This is a genomic window from Moorena sp. SIOASIH, from assembly GCF_010671925.1.
In the GTDB taxonomy this organism is placed as follows: Bacteria; Cyanobacteriota; Cyanobacteriia; order Cyanobacteriales; family Coleofasciculaceae; genus Moorena.
Genome location: NZ_JAAHIH010000005.1, coordinates 443,419 through 458,709 on the forward strand (window position 1 = coordinate 443,419; position 15,291 = coordinate 458,709).

The following is a 15,291-nucleotide window of genomic DNA, read 5'->3' on the forward strand; positions in this document are numbered from 1 at the left end:
TTTATTTTTTAGTAATTAATTGTAATCTATTATAACTATTTTTTTAAAAGTAATATAATAGAGGGACAATTTTGTAAGCATTTAGCTATCAGCTATCAGCTATCAGTTATCAGCTATCAGTTATCAGCTATCAGTTATCAGCTATCAGCTTATAGGCTATGGGCAAGCTGTCTCGATGCAATAGCGAGCAGGGAAAACCCTCAATACCGCTTAGGTGCGCTTACAGTCGTCGAATTAAATTCGCCACGGGTCGCACCTCTGCATCCCTGAAAGCCCTGTGGAAACCTCCAAGACCGGGCTGCCTCCCCAAGACTGCACTGCATCGCTGAGTAAGACTTCTAGGATTTAGATGGGTTTGCCCTGGAATTATAGTTGAGGACATAGTTTTTTAGTTTAAAGGGAACTTCGGAACGTAAAATTTCCTATCACAGAATAGAAATATGTCTTAACATTTACTTCGACTGCTATAATATAGCAAGATATATGGGTATTGGTTATAGACCAAAAAAGTAACCATGACAGCAAAACCGAAAGCAACATCTTCAACTGACTTACCCAATAACCTCCGCGAACACAATACAGCATCTCTCGACCTAGAGATGAATGTAATTGAGGGAGAAATTCCTTCTGATTGTGAGGGACACGCTTTTTGGTTAGTTCCAACACCTCAAAATGGAGCTACTCCTTGGTTTAATGGCTATGGACAGTTGTATCGTTTAGATTTTAAAAGCGGAAGCATCCATCTCAAAAGCGAACAATTTCGCACGCCTTCTGTCATCTGCGATCAAAAAATAAATGAACAGCCCTGGTGGACATACTTAACAAATTTGCGAAAATTACTGTTTGGGAGATTATTTAGATTTCGTAATCTGGGAGGTTTGGCTCGTCTAAGCCCCAGATTAGGCGTACAAAATCAATGTAATACAGCGATTCAAGCTTTCCAAGATCCTGAGAATAACTCTTGGCGTATGTTTGCCACCATTGATTCAGGTCGTCCTTTCGAGTTTGACTTAACAACTCTCAAACCAGTGACACCTGTAGGCGATCGCTCCGAATGGATTCCTTTAGAAATAAATGGCATACCAAGTCTTGGGGATATTAAAATACCCTGGATTTTTCCTATGCATATGAGTGCAGCCCATAGCGCTTACGATCAGAATACGGGAGAAATATTTATTATTAATTGCCTCTTTGATATTCCAATCAGTGTGGGAGCAATTGATCCAGATACTTATATACATATTTGGAATGGTCAAGGTAAGTTCCAAACAACCCAAATAATTGATGAGCGCACCAATAAGCCAGTTGAAATTAAGCAGTCTACGCACCAGATAGCGATTACCAAAAACTACGTGGTAATTATTGACACGGCTTTTCGCATAGAATATTTAAGAATGTTACTTCCTGAAGTAAAAGCCAAAGCTCAATCAGCTTACAATCAAGTTTGGTTGGTGCCGCGAGCAGAACTTCAGGGCGATAAAGCTATTGCTAAACACATCACAATCCCTCGCGAATGTGTTCATTTTTATGCTGATTATGAAGATAATGATGGAGAAAATTTGACCTTGCATCTGGTGTTAGCTTCTGGTCATGATGTTAGCGAGTGGCTACAGAAATCGGATAAAAGATGGCCAACTTTATTTGAGTTTGTTCCATCTGCTTTTTATGGCTATCCTCCTGGTGTATATGATCAGCAGGGTTTTGGTAAATGTGTTGTTAATGCGAAGACAGGCGAACTAAAGAGTGAACAACCTTGCTTATTCGAGGATTTTTGGGGAGTTGCACTCCCTACATATCAAGGAATTCAAGGTACGTCTCCCCCACAGTTTCAGAATATTTGGGTAAACTACGCTGGGTATATTAGTGAAATTACCCCTCGCAGATTGGTTGAGTTATACGCTAATCATCCTTTCCGTAAAGTACCAGTAAACGATTTACCTAATTGGAAACCATCAGGTATTTTGCGATGGTCTCCAGTGGATATGGAAGTGAAAGATTCATGGACTATTGAACGAGGATATGTAGTTAATACCCCTATTTATGTTCCTAAGCAAGGGCAAACTGACGAACTTGAAGGGTATATCGTGGCGACAGTAACTACTCCTAGTGGGTCGGAATTTTGGATTTGGCAAGCAGGAAATCTGGCCCCAGGACCAATTACCAAATTGGGTCACGAGGACGTTAAATTTGCTTTGTCTCTCCATTCAGCTTGGGTTCCTTCCATCGCCCCACGGGATGCCAAGTATAAAGTGGATCTCCGCCAGGATATGGATATCAACAAGCCTGAGTATTTCTTACCTGACTGGATTAAGGAAATTTTTGAAAAGGATATTTATCCCGAATTTGAAGATCACTGACATGCTTCCCTAGTAAATCGAAGACTATACCGGGGGCTTCCAATTCATAACAATAAACCTGATGTCCCCTGCATTGGAGCAGGGCTGTTTCCTTGTCGTTTGAGAATGATTAGGAGCTAGGGAAATAGGGTGATGGGGAGAATTAGTCGATCAGCTCACTAGATGTAGAATTCCTGAAGCTATTTCAGATTAGCCGATAGTTTTGAATAAATATTTTGATATCAACTAAAACCAGAGCAAATGTATTTTAATAAGGTGCATCTTATTAAAGCTGTTTTACTCGGTGGTGCTTTACGGGGCAGACTGTCGCAACCGTGGCTACCGATAAAATCCTCGGCCCCCCCTAACGCACCCTACGCAAACTTTTCTACTAATTGAAAAGCGCTATAGTTTTGATATCAATAATCAAGGAAAACTTAGGGATTTGACCCAGGGGTGGGAGTAGATGATTGATTGTGGACAACCAGAAAGATGCTGATTTATGATTGGTTCTTATTGCTTTTAGGATTAGGCTGAATGCTTACAACCAGGGACCTTGATTTTACTGACGTTTATTAAAATGAGGAGAGGGCTAGGTTAATCATAATCTAGCCAGTGCGATTATAGCAACTTTAATCCATATTAGGAATTGTTCTTAAACATTATTTACATACTTTACATACAATGATAAAAGCCTTAGCACCAATTACGACTACTGACTTGGCGAGAGACTTGGCGACACTAGGGATTGATTTAATTCGTAAAGCTGGGTGTGAGTATGGGGATATCCGTATTTGTACCTACCGTAATCAGAACTTAACCGCACGCGATCGCTCCCTTAGCCAACTCTGTGATAATGTTAGTTCTGGCTTTGGGGTAAGAGTGTTACTAAAGGGTGCTTGGGGCTTTGCGGCTAGTCCCTATAAAACTCCAGAGGAAGTGGAACGAATGGTGGCTTTAGCTGTGGAGATTGCTAAAGGTAGCCGCCTTTCTCAGCAAACACAGGTAAGATTAGCGCCAGTAGAAGCCTATCGCGATACCTATATTACTCCAATCGAAATTGACCCGTTTACTATACCGATTACTGAGAAAGCTGACTTACTATTGCGTATCAATGATCAATTGCTTAGCTATAGCGATCGCGGAATTAAGAAGGCTTACTCTTTCCTGCGTTTTACTCGTGAAGACAAGATTTTTGCGTCTACTGTTGATTCCCTAATTGAACAGACTATATACCGTAGCTATCCAGGTATGGGTTGTACAGCAGTTGCTAATGGGGATGCTCAAAGCCGTAGCTATGAGCGTCCACCTTTAAATATCGGTTACGAGCATATTCAACCCCCAGACCTTTTGAATCAGGTAGAACGGGTAGCAGAAGAAGCGATAGAGAAGGTTCATGCCCCCAAAGGACCTTCTGGTATTCGCAGCACTCTGATTCTGAAGCCTAGTCATCTCCACCTAACGATTCATGAATCGGTGGGACACCCTACGGAACTGGATCGGGTGTACGGCTATGAGTCGAATTTTGCTGGTACTAGCTTTGCGACTACTGATAAATTGGGCAAGCTGCAATATGCTGCTCCTTGGGTTAATTTTAAATGCGATCGCACTCAATCGGGGGGACGTAGTACTTTAGGCTATGACGATGAGGGGGTACCAGCACAAGATTGGTATGTTGTCAAGGATGGCATTTTAGTAGACTACCTCACTGACCGGGAAACCGCTTATCGACTAGGTAATGCCAGTAGTAACGGTTGCGCTTACGCCGATAGTTGGTCAAGTGTTCCGATGGTGCGGATTCCTAATTTAGGGTTAGAACCGGGAGCAGAGGGAGGAAGTAACTCTGCCACACTCGCAGAAATGATTGCTGAGACTGAGGAAGGGATTTTAATTGATGGTAGAGGTAGTTTCTCCATTGACCAGCAGCGACGTAATTTTCAGTTTGGTGGAGATGCTTTCTGGAAGGTGGAGAAAGGTAAAGTAGTGGGAATGCTGAAGGATGTTACCTATCATTCTATGAGTACTGATTTCTGGAATAGTGTTGATGCCATTGGAGTGGCTTCGGAACGGGAGCAGTTTGGTACCCATATGTGTGGTAAAGGCGAACCGATACAAATTGCTCAAATGACCCATGCTTGTGTGCCGGTGCGGGTGCGCAATATTCAGATTGGGGGAGCTTAAATCGTTAATTGTGACTTGTTAATTGTTAGTTTAGTGTAAATTTTACCTCAGTTCGATGTAATAAATTGGCAAGTTTTGAGGAGGATACAGGAGACTTAATTTAGTTGTGCTCATAATAATTAAGTAATGTTAGTAATAGTAGACAGAACGATTGGTGGATTCCTTACGGAATTTATCTGAAAAATTCCTGAAAAATTAATTATTATGACTTCTGAATCGAGACTCCTAAATCTGAGAATAGTTAGTTATGTCGAACTGAGGTAATTTGAAATTAAAAATTTATACGGCGGTTTGCATAACTATCAAGTACACTGAATTTTATCCCTCTTCCCATATCCGCTGCTCCCTGCTCCCTGCCCCCCTTACTAAGGGGGGTTAGGGGGGATTCCTGCTCCCTAAAACCCAAGAATTTGTACCTGACTGAATTGCAAACCGCCGTAATTGAAAAACAACACTTATGGTCTAGAGATGAATCAGCAGCTAAGATCGATGAATTAACATGTCAGATACGATAGGAGATGACAATGTCTGTACCTACCCGTACTCCTTTACCAATTATCCTAATTCGTGGGTTTGGCGGTCTCAATATTCAAGAGGAACAGCGCTTAACCTACCAGGGCTTTAACCAAGGCACTGTCTATGAACACAAAAAGGGAACAAACGAGATTTATGAAGGATTAATCCTGAGTTTCCTCAAGTCAGACTGGCAATACCAGGATGCCACTAACGTCGTGACCTTTAGTAGTCGGGAGATTGAAGATGAACCAGCCCTGCCTCGGAAACTAAAGTCTTTGCAGCAAATGCTCCAGGATGGCAAACCCCTGCCATCATCACTTCAGTGGTTAAAGGATAATGGTATTTTAGATAAATTCAAGCGCCTCAAAGAAGAAAGCTATACTCTAAACTATCCAGACAAAACTCAAGAAAAAAGATATTTTTCCGGGGATAAAGTGGTCATAAACCCAGAGATGTCAGAATACTTTTTGGAGTCTACCAAAGATCCCTGGCGCTCCATTTGGGTATTTCGCTACTATGACCTGAAAGAGCGTAAATTTGAAACCTATGGTAATGCCTTGATGCGTATGATCTACTTAATTCGTGAACTAACGGCGAATCAAGCAGGTGTTAAACCTAAGGTTAACATCATTGCCCATTCTATGGGTGGATTAATCGCTCGTGAAGCAGTTCAAGTCACCTATCCCAGCCTTGGTCTTAAGGCTGAAGACTACATCAATAAAATTATCACTTTGGGCACTCCTCACCAAGGCATTACCTTCCAAATCTTAGAAGATTGGCTGGGGTTTGGGGGAGAGCTAGGAGCTCAAGAAGAATTAGAGCGCTTTAATCTCAAAAATCAAAGTAAGCTCAACAACCCCTATTCGTTCCAAAATTTTGAGAAACACTTTCCCTTAGAACGACTTTTAACTATTGTTGGCACCAACTATAAGTCTTACAATTTTCGACAAGCCTCCTTTCTCAACCGCGTTTTCTCCCCGAGATATGAGTTTGGTTCTAACTATAACCGTAGTGATGGCTTAGTTAAACAATTCTCTGCCCAAATTCCTGGGGCACCCCGTACCTTTATCCACAAATCCCACGGTGGTTTCGACTCCGTGATTACTTCCCGGGAAGCATTTGAAGTAGCAACGCGCTTTTTCTTTGGGAATGTGCGATCGCGTTTACGTTTTGTCAACGCTCAAATCACTCGGGGTAAGGATTGGTTTGGCAAGAGTGAGTTCTTTCTGGGAGTATCCATTAAACCCCGTCTGGTGGATTTTGAACTGTTCCACCAGAGTGAGGGGGCGGAAAACTGCTATGGTCCGTTTATTAAAGAGGATTTGACCGACGAAAACCCAGCATTTCCTTGGGCAGATGGCAAAAATCTGATCTGGGAAGGCTATCTTAATACCTTAGCAATTCTAGAGGATGAGAGCATTCCAGCACAAGAGAAGGACATGGTCTTACGGCTGGACTTTTACGTCGGTGAGCGGGATTTGTTAGGTCTTGGTTTCTCTGATAATGTCATCTTCCGCAAACAATACTATATCCGGGTTCTGATTGCCAAGACACCAATAGAACTCTACCTCCATACCGATGAAAAATTTGCTCAGCCAGACTTTACCGCCAATCCCGCTGATAAGATGAAAGAAGTGGATGGTGCCTGGGAATTTCAAGTGCAAGACACTGGATTTGAAGGGACGTTCCAGATCGAAATCGATTGTATTCCTGAACAGGGACATCCAGAACCGTTCCTTTCCGGGATAGGATAATGGGTAATAGGTAATGGGTAATGGGTAATGGGTAATTGGTAATTGATGATTACCCATTACCGATTCCCCTGACCCAAAAATCCAGCCACTATTTGGTAAGTGATTGTAAGCTATCAGCGTGTCGCGTATCAGCTTATGGGCTACTTGAGGTGCTACTTGAGGTAGTTATGGGCTATGGGCAAGCTACACCGAACAGCTTTTGAATAAAACCGGTAAGCATTGCTTTAATCTCTGTTACGGAAAGCTGACGGCTGACCACTGACGGCTGAATGCTTACAAGTAATTAACCGGAATTGTAAATAGATTGATAACTAAATTCAAGCAATGGCTTCATCAAAATCAAAACGCAATGCTGCTGACTCCAAAACCTCTGGCAATCGAATTGCCTACCAGGAATTTGGCACTAGCAATGACGCTGCAGTTGAACGAGGGATTCAGGAACTTCCGCCAAATCAGCAAGATTTGCGGGTACAGGCATCACGGAAAGGACGTAAAGGAAAAACCGTTACAGTAATTAGTGGATTTCAATCATCACCAGAAACCTTAACCAAGTTACTTAAACAGCTGAAAGGCCAATGTGGTAGTGGTGGCACAGTTAAAGATAATACTATTGAAATTCAAGGTAATCATACTGATAAACTGGTGCAAATTATGATTAAACTGGGCTACAAAGCTAAAGTTAGTGGGGGTTAAGGGTAAAAGATAAAATAAACCTGGATGTTTAAACACGGATAAACGGATAACCTAATATTAGGTTATCCGTTTTAATTACTAATTTAAATTACTAGATTTAAATGACTAGTTTCGTAATCCTCAAAACATCGTGATCGGAACGAAGGTAGGGAACTGAGGTACTTCTGAATCCAGTAACAAAGGGTCGATGATACAACTTCCAATAAATCGGACTCAGGTCATGAGCGATCGCTTTTAGGGCTTTGAGTTCTTCTGCTAGTTCGGCTGCCAGTTCATTAATCCGTTCAGCGTGGTCATAAGCTTGTTGTGTGGCTTGTTCTATTTGGTCTTCTAGGGTTAGGGGTTGACTGATAGTAAGTGCTGGCTGTAACTGCTGCTGTTTTTGTTCCAACTGGGCTTCTAAGGCTGCGATCGCATTATCGATTCCTAGTATCTCTACCGATCGCTGGGCGTTTTCACTGGCTTGACGACGGTAGGCTTGAGCGATCGCTTCTGGAGACTGGTCTTCTAAGATGATTTCCTGGCGGGTTAGGGTATCACGTTCAGCACGTAGTGCGGCAATGCTCTGGCGAATTGCGTCAATTTCTGAGTGTATTTGCTCCATTTTTGCCTTTAGCTATGAGTTTTATACTGTTTTTATATTGAACAGTCAACAGCCCCATCCACAAGGGTATGGGGCTTGTATATCATATTTGTAAAAAAGAAGGCAAGTGTGGGTCCGGGCGCGGGGAGGGTAGGCAGTGTGGGAAGTGTGGGAATTTTCGCGCGAATTTCTTCCTAATTGCAGAAGCGATGGAACAAGCTTTCTGAGTTTTTTAACTGGAACTTTAGTATAAAAGGTACTTAAGAGCCGGTTATTGTGCTATGTCTTATTAAATGACAATAACAAATCCTCAAAATTTTCATGAAATCTTCTATTGACTTTCGAGCCAACTCTCACCTTCCTGCAGCAAATGCTAAAACTGATAGCATAGATGAACCTTGGACTGGAAGCAACGAGCAATGGTGGAATTGGTATATTTCATTGGCTGACAATAGCCAAGAGCCTGTCAACCGAGAAAGATTAATTCCCCGACCAGAAGAAGTTGCTCAGAAAGTTCCCTCCATTGAGGAACTGCAAAAAGAGCTGGCCGAACCTTATCCTATTTCAGAGCATCAAATTAAAAAATTTCAAACGGAAAGTTATCTCAGAATCAAAAATCTCCTCAGCCCCGGATCGGTATATCTCTTAAGACAGGAATTGAAACAGGTATTCGATCAGCATTACAAATTTGACCCAAACCGACAATTTAGCAGCAGGGAAATGATGTGGCTCGAAAGTGATATTGCTAAGGAGTTTGTACTGAGCCGACGGTTGGGTCAGTTGGCAGCACAGCTATTACAAGTATCGAGCGTTCGGATCTATCACGATGACTTTTTGTGCAAAGAGCCGGGAGGCGGTCGCACGCCTTGGCATTATGATGGTCATCATTACCCAATTGCTAGCAATAATGTTGGCACTATGTGGATTCCTTTACAGCCAACTCCAAAGGAAATGGGACCACTAGAATTAGCCAAGGGAATGGATACCTATAAGCTAGTTAAGGAAATACCCTTCGATAAGTTTTCTCAAGATCATGATCGCGCGATCGCAGAAATGCTTCAAGCTCGCGGTATTATCATTGATCGCGAACCGTTCCAACTTGGAGAAATCACTTTTCAGCATAGTTTAAATGTTCATGGAGCGGGCGCTAACTGTACTACCGAACAGCGGATAGCCTTTGGGATCAGTTATTTTGAAAATGGAGCTAGTGTTATTAACTCTCCAACGCTTATTTCTGGGGATTGGCAGAAGTTCATGCCTGGTGTCCAGCCTTCGGAACCTATTTCTAGTCCCTATAATCCGATTGTTTACGATACTTGAGTTCAGTTCAGTTTAAGAGCTGACGGGGCGACAAGCGCCCCGTCAGGCTTTGCACATATGGCTGACTCACAATTGAGAGGTGTTTGCTGCTTATAAAGCCAGTTTAGCTGAGGGGGTGACAACAAGGCTAAAAAGTAGACAGGGTGACCGGGTGTGGGGGGTCGGGAAAATAGAAGCGATGCAGCGCGGTCTTGGGGAGCCAGTGCGGTCTTGGGGGTTTCCCCCATGAGCAACTGGCGTGGTTTCCCCCATGAGCGACTGCATCAAGACAGGTAATTTGGAGTGAGCCCAGGGAAAACCTTCCGTCTCCAACCTGATTCAACCGTCCCTAGCAACGTAGCCAGCTCCTGATCTTCCCCTACACCCGTCACCCCACCAGTAAGGCTTTTAAGGCTGTTTGTCACCCCGTCAGGCCAGTTTAGGCTTCATTTGGGATTGATTTTTGTTTAAGTCCCGATAGCAAAGTTTTTCTGTAGCTGCTGGTAATCTCTTGGTGTATCAATGTCAATTACACCTAATGGAAAAGGAATACTACATACTTCGTTGTAGTATTTGTTAATTATTTTTTTTGCCCCCACAGTCTCATCTAAGGTGGCTAGTTCAGAGAAAAATCTATGTTTAAACAAAACAGGTACACCTAATGTATCTGCATATTGGCAAGCAACGATGGGTTTTCCCGTAGCATGATAGGCTGCCACTAAAGAATTAATAATTTCAGGAGAAAGAAACGGCTGGTCACAAACAGTAATAACTGCTGCGTCTATGGTTTCATAACAAGTGGCAAGGGAGAGAATTCCGCTACGAATTGAGGAACCCATTCCCAAATTCCAATCTGGGTTTTCAACTACTGTTACAGAAGGTTGGTTAACTTCAGAATATATCTGTTGGGCATTTGCTCCTAAAACCACCACTACAGGCTTGCAGACTGAAGCCATTGCCTTCTCTATGGTATGGCGAAGTAAGCTGCATCCCTGATAGGGTAAGAGTTGTTTAGGTTTACCCATGCGGGTTGATGCACCTGCTGCTAAGATAATAATCGCAATATTTGATTCAGTTGGTTTTAGCTGTGAATGGGTTATTTTCATTTCATAATTCAAATACTCAAGAGTCAACATTCAACAACCTTTATAGTTTATTAATTGGAATTTTATTGACTTGATTTCGTTCATGAATTGGTTCCATGCGGTGTTTTAAAAAGCCACCACCACGGTTTGCTAACACGGCTTGAATCTCAGCAATGATGGATAATGCGATCGCTTCTGGTGAATCTGCACCAATATCAATGCCAACAGGAGTATATAACTTTTGTAGCTGTATGGGTGTACATTCTATTCCTTCTGTGCGTAAATCTTGCAGTAACCTGGCAGTGCGTTGCTTTGAACCCAAACAACCCAGATAGCTGATCGCAGCAGGGATTAGCACTTTCAAAATTTCTAAATCATCGAGGTAGTTATGAGTCATGACCACAGCAATGGTGTCATCATCAATAGATATTTGCTTGTGTAGAATTTCCCTGCGGGTGAGAATCACCTGATCAGCCATGACAAAACGCTCTTGAGTTACCTCACTCCCTCGACAATCAACAATAGTGACTCGCCAACCTAAGGCTTTAGCAAACTCTGCTACAGGTACACTATCACGACCGGCACCAAAAATTATTAGGTGTGGCGGGGGTTTAATAAACTCGATAAAAATATCTACTTTACCCACTGCTAATTGGTATTGATGGAAACTTGAATGTTTATTTTCCAGAGCAGCTTGAGCATCTTTGAGCAAAGCAGCAGTCAAATACTTGTCTTGAATATCAGTATTTGCACGATTATTTGATTGCAGGATTAAACGCGCCCCAACCTGAACATTAACCGTACCTTCCACAGCAATAACAGTGGCAATAATACCTTGCTGCTGGTTATAGAAACATTGATGAATAAAAGCTAAGGGATTAAGGAGATTATCTTGATTTAGAGGCTCAATCAAGACGTTTACCACACCATTACAACCCAGCCCAAATCCCCAGATAATGTCCTCATCAGCAGTGGTATCATAAGTGACGACTATGGGTTTTCCATCTGCCATCGAGACGCGAGTATGCTCAAATACATCATTTTCCAAGCAACCACCGCTAATGGTTCCTACCATTTTACCAGTTGATGTGATCAGCATCCGCGCACCAGGTTGGCGATAGGTAGAGCCTTGAACATTGACAACAGTAGCAAGAAATACTTGTTGATCGTTGTGTTGACTTTTGGCAAATGCTGCTAGAATAGAATTTAGCTGTTTCATCTTGGCTACTGGACACTCCCGTTATAGCCAAGCTTAACAATTTGCTATCAATGATGTAAAGTAAAAATTTTTGTGGCTTTTGTGGAGATATTTTATGAATAGAATATTGTATTATCACCAGCAATCAAACTTTTCTAGGAAAATTCGCATATTGTTAGCTGAAAAAAAAATAGATTGCGAACTCAAAGAAGTTAATCTTAAGAATAAACCGTCTGAATTTATTAAAATTTCTCCCATTGGTAAAGTACCTGTGTTTGTAGAACAAGATGGTACAGTTATTTGGGATTCTACATTAATTGCAGAGTATTTAGAGGAAACCTATCCACAACCTCGTTTTTACCCAAGTAATCCTCGAGAACGGCTTGAGTGTCGTAAATGGGAAGAATTAGCAGATAATTTAGGTGATAATATCATCAATTTATGGCTTTTAAATTTGACTAATAATTTAGAGGTAACTGATTATCGAACCAAATTAGAAACGTCAATTAATCGCCTTTTACCAATTTTTGAGGAACAATTATCCCAGTCTCCATACTTATTAGGTGATGACACATGGACAGCAGCGGATGTAGCAGCATTATGTTCCGTGGGTTACTACAGCCTTCGCTTGGATAAAGATTGGGTTTTGCAATATCCTAACTTAGGAAATTGGTTTAATAAATTGCACGAGCGCGAGTCAGTCAAGTCAACTGTTCCTATGCCTTTGAATTAAGGCAGACTGGGGAGAATCATTGCGATCGCTTGTGGAAGCAACACCAGCAGAGGGAATTTTGGACGGACCAATTTGCGATCGCTTACCGCTCAAATCTTGGAGTCAAGGCAGAGTGACTTTATTAGGTGATGCGGCTCATCCCATGTCACCTTCTGTGGCACAGGGAGCAAATAGTACGTTTGAAGACGCCTATGAACTAGCGTTGTGCTGTTCCCAAGCATCCAGCATTCAAGAAGCTCTGGCTCGCTACGAACAGCGTCGTATACCCCGTACCCAACTGATGCAAACCCGTAGCGCTTTGGGTGAAATGGGTTACGACGCAACGGACAGGGAGGCTGCTGACAAGCAAATGCAGGAGCAGTCACAGATGAGTCGTGAAGAATTTGAAGATTGGGCTTTTAATTACAAGCCTGAGGTTAAATTCGATTATAATTATTCTAGTCTCTAGAAACAGGAACTTTTATGATTATCAAAAATCCCTTAAAACAAACAGAATATCACTCCAGACTAGGATTGGAAGTCCTTCCAGGATGTAACTTAATTAATCTGACAGATTCACAAAGACATCAATTAAAACAATCTCTATGGGAACATGGTGTTATTGTTGTCAAAAATCAACAGCTGACTGCATCGGAGTTAGAAGAATTTGCCATAAAAACTTTTGGAAATTTGATGTTTGGAGGTAAGTCTTTTTCTTTAGACCCCGATCTACCTCCAGATATCCAGAGCCAATATACAGCTATTTTAGGTAATCCTAAAGGATTTGATCAAGAACCTCCTAAAAAGATTTATGGAGCTCGGGTGTGGCATCAAGATAAAGATGGAGTACCCAGAATAGAAGAATTAGATATGAATGCACTGTATGTTGTCATGCTCTACACTATAAAAGTTCCTGAAGAGGGAGAAAATGGACAACCTCACACCACAGAATATTTAGACTTAGTAGAAGCTTATAACAATCTTGATCCGAGTCATCAAAAGGAATTAGAAGGAATATCAATGTATCAAATGCCACCCATGTTTGATCGTCAAAATCTTGACTGGGATGATGTACCCAAAAAACTCCATCCCATTGTTTCAACTCACAAAGTTACGGGTCAAAAAGGATTATATTTGGGTTCTTGGAATACAGCAATTCCTCTGGGTATGGAAGATAAACGAGAAGAAGCACAACAATACTGGCAAGATTTATTTCAGACTGTTTTAAAACGCACCCCTGTATATTCCCATGTTTGGGAGCCAGGAGATCTTATTTTTTGGGATAACTCACAAGTAATGCACCGGGGAACTTTCTATGATTCTACCAAATACCAGCGTATTGGATTACGGTTAGGAGTTGTGGATTGTCAATGAAATAATCTATCAGCAGTTTTACAAGTCGATCAAATGATGATTTGGATTGATAATTAATTGATAATGAATCACTACTACCAAAAAAATATTGTGATTATCGGAGGGGGGCCAGCGGGATTAGGGGCAGCTTTAATGTTAGCCCAAAGAGGCTGGAAAGATATTACGGTTATTGAGAAAAGACCCTCAGCCGACTATTACGAACCAGATAAATCCTTTAGTTATCAAATTGATGGCAGGGGTCAAAAATTAACTGATTTATTAAAACTAACTGCTAAACTCGCTGATTTGAGTGTCCCTAGTACTGACTTTTACTTTACTCTCATTCAAAAAGACGGCACACGCAAAACAACGAAACTACCCATTGCTGATTCTAAACGGAAAACAGCCTACTGGCTGCCCAGAGCATCTTTTGTGGAGTTACTTTACCAAGAAATTGAACACCATTGGCAAGATGAAATTAAGGTCTTATTTAATACTAAATGTATAGAGATTAAACAACATCTAGAGCATTTAGAAATTATTACCCAATCTCAAGATCAGGAACAATTGACCTTTATTCCTACTTTGATAGTAGGTTGTGATGGTTTAAATTCTATTGTGCGTCAAACTCTGCATCAATGGGAAAAAGGTCAATCAAATTCCTTTGAAATGCAAAAGTTTCCTTCTCCTAGTTCCGGTTTAAAATATAAAGTTCTCACGTTACCTCCCCAATTTACTCTATCAGAACAAGAAGGAGATGTAGCACAATCTACAATGGCTTATGCCATTCGGTCTACTTTTAAAGAGCGCAAAAAAGCCATTAATCTGGGTTTATTACCCTTTAAAAATCCGAATCAACCCAGAACTGCAAATATTATTACCTACCCTGATCATCAAATCTGGCAACTAGAAACTCCAGCAGAAGTTGAACAATTTATGAAACAAGCATTTCCTCAGATTCCCCTGGAAAAAATGATTTCCCCTGAAGAAATAGTCAGATTTACATCTAGTGACGGAGGCAAGTTTCCCATTCCTCAATATTGTTCAGGATTGTATCAAATTTGGGGAAAACCTGAAGAGAGTCAAGGAACAGCCATCATTTTATTGGGAGATGCGGCTCATTGTTTTCCTCCTGACATTGGACAAGGGGTTAATTCTGCTTTAGAAGATATCTATGTTTTCCAGGAAATATTAGCCGAAACTCAAGATAATCTCTCTCAAGCACTTCCTCGCTATCAAAACCTACGCCAACCCGATATTAAAGCCTTAATTCGTTTAGTACAAATTAGTTATCCTTGGCAATATAATCAAGACCCATTACAAAAACGATTGTGGAGTCTTAATTTCTTTCTACGCTTATTATTGAATCGTGTATTTCCTTTTATATTTAATCCCCATTCCTTCATAATGATTCAAAATCATGAATTATCTTACTCGGATATTATTGCTAAAAGTAACAGGACTACTCAAGTGTTATCGATATTGGTAGGATTGGCAATATTGACTTTATTGTTGAAACTTTTCAATTAGAATAATTTTTACTGATCAAGACAGGGAATCAACGTCAAAGAAGACTGTACC

Annotated in this window: 13 protein-coding genes; 9 read left to right on the plus strand and 4 right to left on the minus strand. The window is 41.3% G+C overall.

Features of this window, described 5'->3' with window-relative positions:
* The first annotated feature begins 515 nt into the window (after positions 1-515).
* The 4 genes from F6J90_RS29000 (at position 516) to F6J90_RS29015 (ending at position 7,480) form a co-directional block, all read left to right on the plus strand.
* Positions 516-2,357, plus strand: coding sequence for a carotenoid oxygenase family protein (locus tag F6J90_RS29000; protein ID WP_293101680.1), 1,842 nt, complete (start codon positions 516-518; stop codon positions 2,355-2,357).
* 663 nt (positions 2,358-3,020) lie between these two features.
* Positions 3,021-4,517 carry a TldD/PmbA family protein gene (locus F6J90_RS29005; RefSeq protein WP_293101683.1) on the plus strand — a complete coding sequence of 499 codons (1,497 nt, stop codon included), beginning with the start codon at positions 3,021-3,023 and terminating at the stop codon, positions 4,515-4,517.
* A gap of 524 nt (positions 4,518-5,041) precedes the next feature.
* Complete coding sequence (locus F6J90_RS29010) at positions 5,042-6,787, plus strand: hypothetical protein (RefSeq protein ID WP_293101686.1); 1,746 nt, start codon at positions 5,042-5,044, stop codon at positions 6,785-6,787.
* A gap of 324 nt (positions 6,788-7,111) precedes the next feature.
* Complete coding sequence (locus F6J90_RS29015) at positions 7,112-7,480, plus strand: translation initiation factor (protein WP_293101689.1); 369 nt, start codon at positions 7,112-7,114, stop codon at positions 7,478-7,480.
* 97 nt (positions 7,481-7,577) lie between these two features.
* Here F6J90_RS29015 and F6J90_RS29020 read toward each other — a convergent pair whose 3' ends face one another.
* On the minus strand, positions 7,578-8,084 hold the full coding sequence (locus tag F6J90_RS29020) for a hypothetical protein (RefSeq protein WP_293101692.1): 507 nt from the start codon (positions 8,082-8,084) through the stop codon (positions 7,578-7,580).
* A gap of 300 nt (positions 8,085-8,384) precedes the next feature.
* Between F6J90_RS29020 and F6J90_RS29025 the strand changes: the two genes are divergently transcribed.
* Complete coding sequence (locus F6J90_RS29025) at positions 8,385-9,383, plus strand: phytanoyl-CoA dioxygenase family protein (protein ID WP_293101695.1); 999 nt, start codon at positions 8,385-8,387, stop codon at positions 9,381-9,383.
* Positions 9,384-9,473: 90 nt separating this feature from the next.
* Here the strand turns inward: F6J90_RS29025 and F6J90_RS29030 are convergent, their stop codons facing one another.
* The 3 genes from F6J90_RS29030 to F6J90_RS29040 all read right to left on the minus strand — a co-directional run bounded on the left by F6J90_RS29030 (position 9,474) and on the right by F6J90_RS29040 (position 11,666).
* Positions 9,474-9,635: a hypothetical protein gene (locus F6J90_RS29030; RefSeq protein WP_293101697.1), complete on the minus strand. Its 162-nt coding sequence runs from the start codon at positions 9,633-9,635 to the stop codon at positions 9,474-9,476.
* A 194-nt stretch (positions 9,636-9,829) separates the two neighbouring features.
* Positions 9,830-10,468: a nucleotidyltransferase family protein gene (locus F6J90_RS29035; protein ID WP_293101700.1), complete on the minus strand. Its 639-nt coding sequence runs from the start codon at positions 10,466-10,468 to the stop codon at positions 9,830-9,832.
* 40 nt (positions 10,469-10,508) lie between these two features.
* On the minus strand, positions 10,509-11,666 hold the full coding sequence (locus F6J90_RS29040) for an XdhC/CoxI family protein (RefSeq protein WP_293101703.1): 1,158 nt from the start codon (positions 11,664-11,666) through the stop codon (positions 10,509-10,511).
* A gap of 94 nt (positions 11,667-11,760) precedes the next feature.
* Here F6J90_RS29040 and F6J90_RS29045 point away from each other — a divergent pair, with 94 nt between their 5' ends.
* The 4 genes from F6J90_RS29045 to F6J90_RS29060 all read left to right on the plus strand — a co-directional run bounded on the left by F6J90_RS29045 (position 11,761) and on the right by F6J90_RS29060 (position 15,240).
* Positions 11,761-12,378: a glutathione S-transferase family protein gene (locus F6J90_RS29045; RefSeq protein ID WP_293101706.1), complete on the plus strand. Its 618-nt coding sequence runs from the start codon at positions 11,761-11,763 to the stop codon at positions 12,376-12,378.
* Between the two features lie 19 nt (positions 12,379-12,397).
* Positions 12,398-12,826, plus strand: a complete 429-nt coding sequence (locus F6J90_RS29050) for an FAD-dependent monooxygenase (protein ID WP_293101708.1) — start codon at positions 12,398-12,400, stop codon at positions 12,824-12,826.
* Between the two features lie 14 nt (positions 12,827-12,840).
* A complete protein-coding gene (locus tag F6J90_RS29055) occupies positions 12,841-13,731 on the plus strand; it encodes a TauD/TfdA family dioxygenase (protein ID WP_293101711.1) in 891 nt (296 codons plus the stop codon).
* Between the two features lie 63 nt (positions 13,732-13,794).
* Positions 13,795-15,240: an NAD(P)/FAD-dependent oxidoreductase gene (locus F6J90_RS29060; RefSeq protein WP_293101714.1), complete on the plus strand. Its 1,446-nt coding sequence runs from the start codon at positions 13,795-13,797 to the stop codon at positions 15,238-15,240.
* The last annotated feature ends 51 nt before the right edge of the window (positions 15,241-15,291 follow it).

Coding starts and splice junctions, on each gene's coding strand:
- F6J90_RS29005 (WP_293101683.1), top strand. CDS start 3,021: ATGATAAAAGCCTTAGCACCAATTACGACTACTGACTTGGCGAGAGAC.
- F6J90_RS29025 (WP_293101695.1), top strand. CDS start 8,385: ATGAAATCTTCTATTGACTTTCGAGCCAACTCTCACCTTCCTGCAGCA.
- F6J90_RS29010 (WP_293101686.1), top strand. CDS start 5,042: ATGTCTGTACCTACCCGTACTCCTTTACCAATTATCCTAATTCGTGGG.
- F6J90_RS29035 (WP_293101700.1), bottom strand. CDS start 10,468: ATGAAAATAACCCATTCACAGCTAAAACCAACTGAATCAAATATTGCG.
- F6J90_RS29055 (WP_293101711.1), top strand. CDS start 12,841: ATGATTATCAAAAATCCCTTAAAACAAACAGAATATCACTCCAGACTA.
- F6J90_RS29040 (WP_293101703.1), bottom strand. CDS start 11,666: ATGAAACAGCTAAATTCTATTCTAGCAGCATTTGCCAAAAGTCAACAC.
- F6J90_RS29015 (WP_293101689.1), top strand. CDS start 7,112: ATGGCTTCATCAAAATCAAAACGCAATGCTGCTGACTCCAAAACCTCT.
- F6J90_RS29020 (WP_293101692.1), bottom strand. CDS start 8,084: ATGGAGCAAATACACTCAGAAATTGACGCAATTCGCCAGAGCATTGCC.
- F6J90_RS29000 (WP_293101680.1), top strand. CDS start 516: ATGACAGCAAAACCGAAAGCAACATCTTCAACTGACTTACCCAATAAC.
- F6J90_RS29045 (WP_293101706.1), top strand. CDS start 11,761: ATGAATAGAATATTGTATTATCACCAGCAATCAAACTTTTCTAGGAAA.
- F6J90_RS29030 (WP_293101697.1), bottom strand. CDS start 9,635: ATGGGGGAAACCACGCCAGTTGCTCATGGGGGAAACCCCCAAGACCGC.
- F6J90_RS29060 (WP_293101714.1), top strand. CDS start 13,795: ATGAATCACTACTACCAAAAAAATATTGTGATTATCGGAGGGGGGCCA.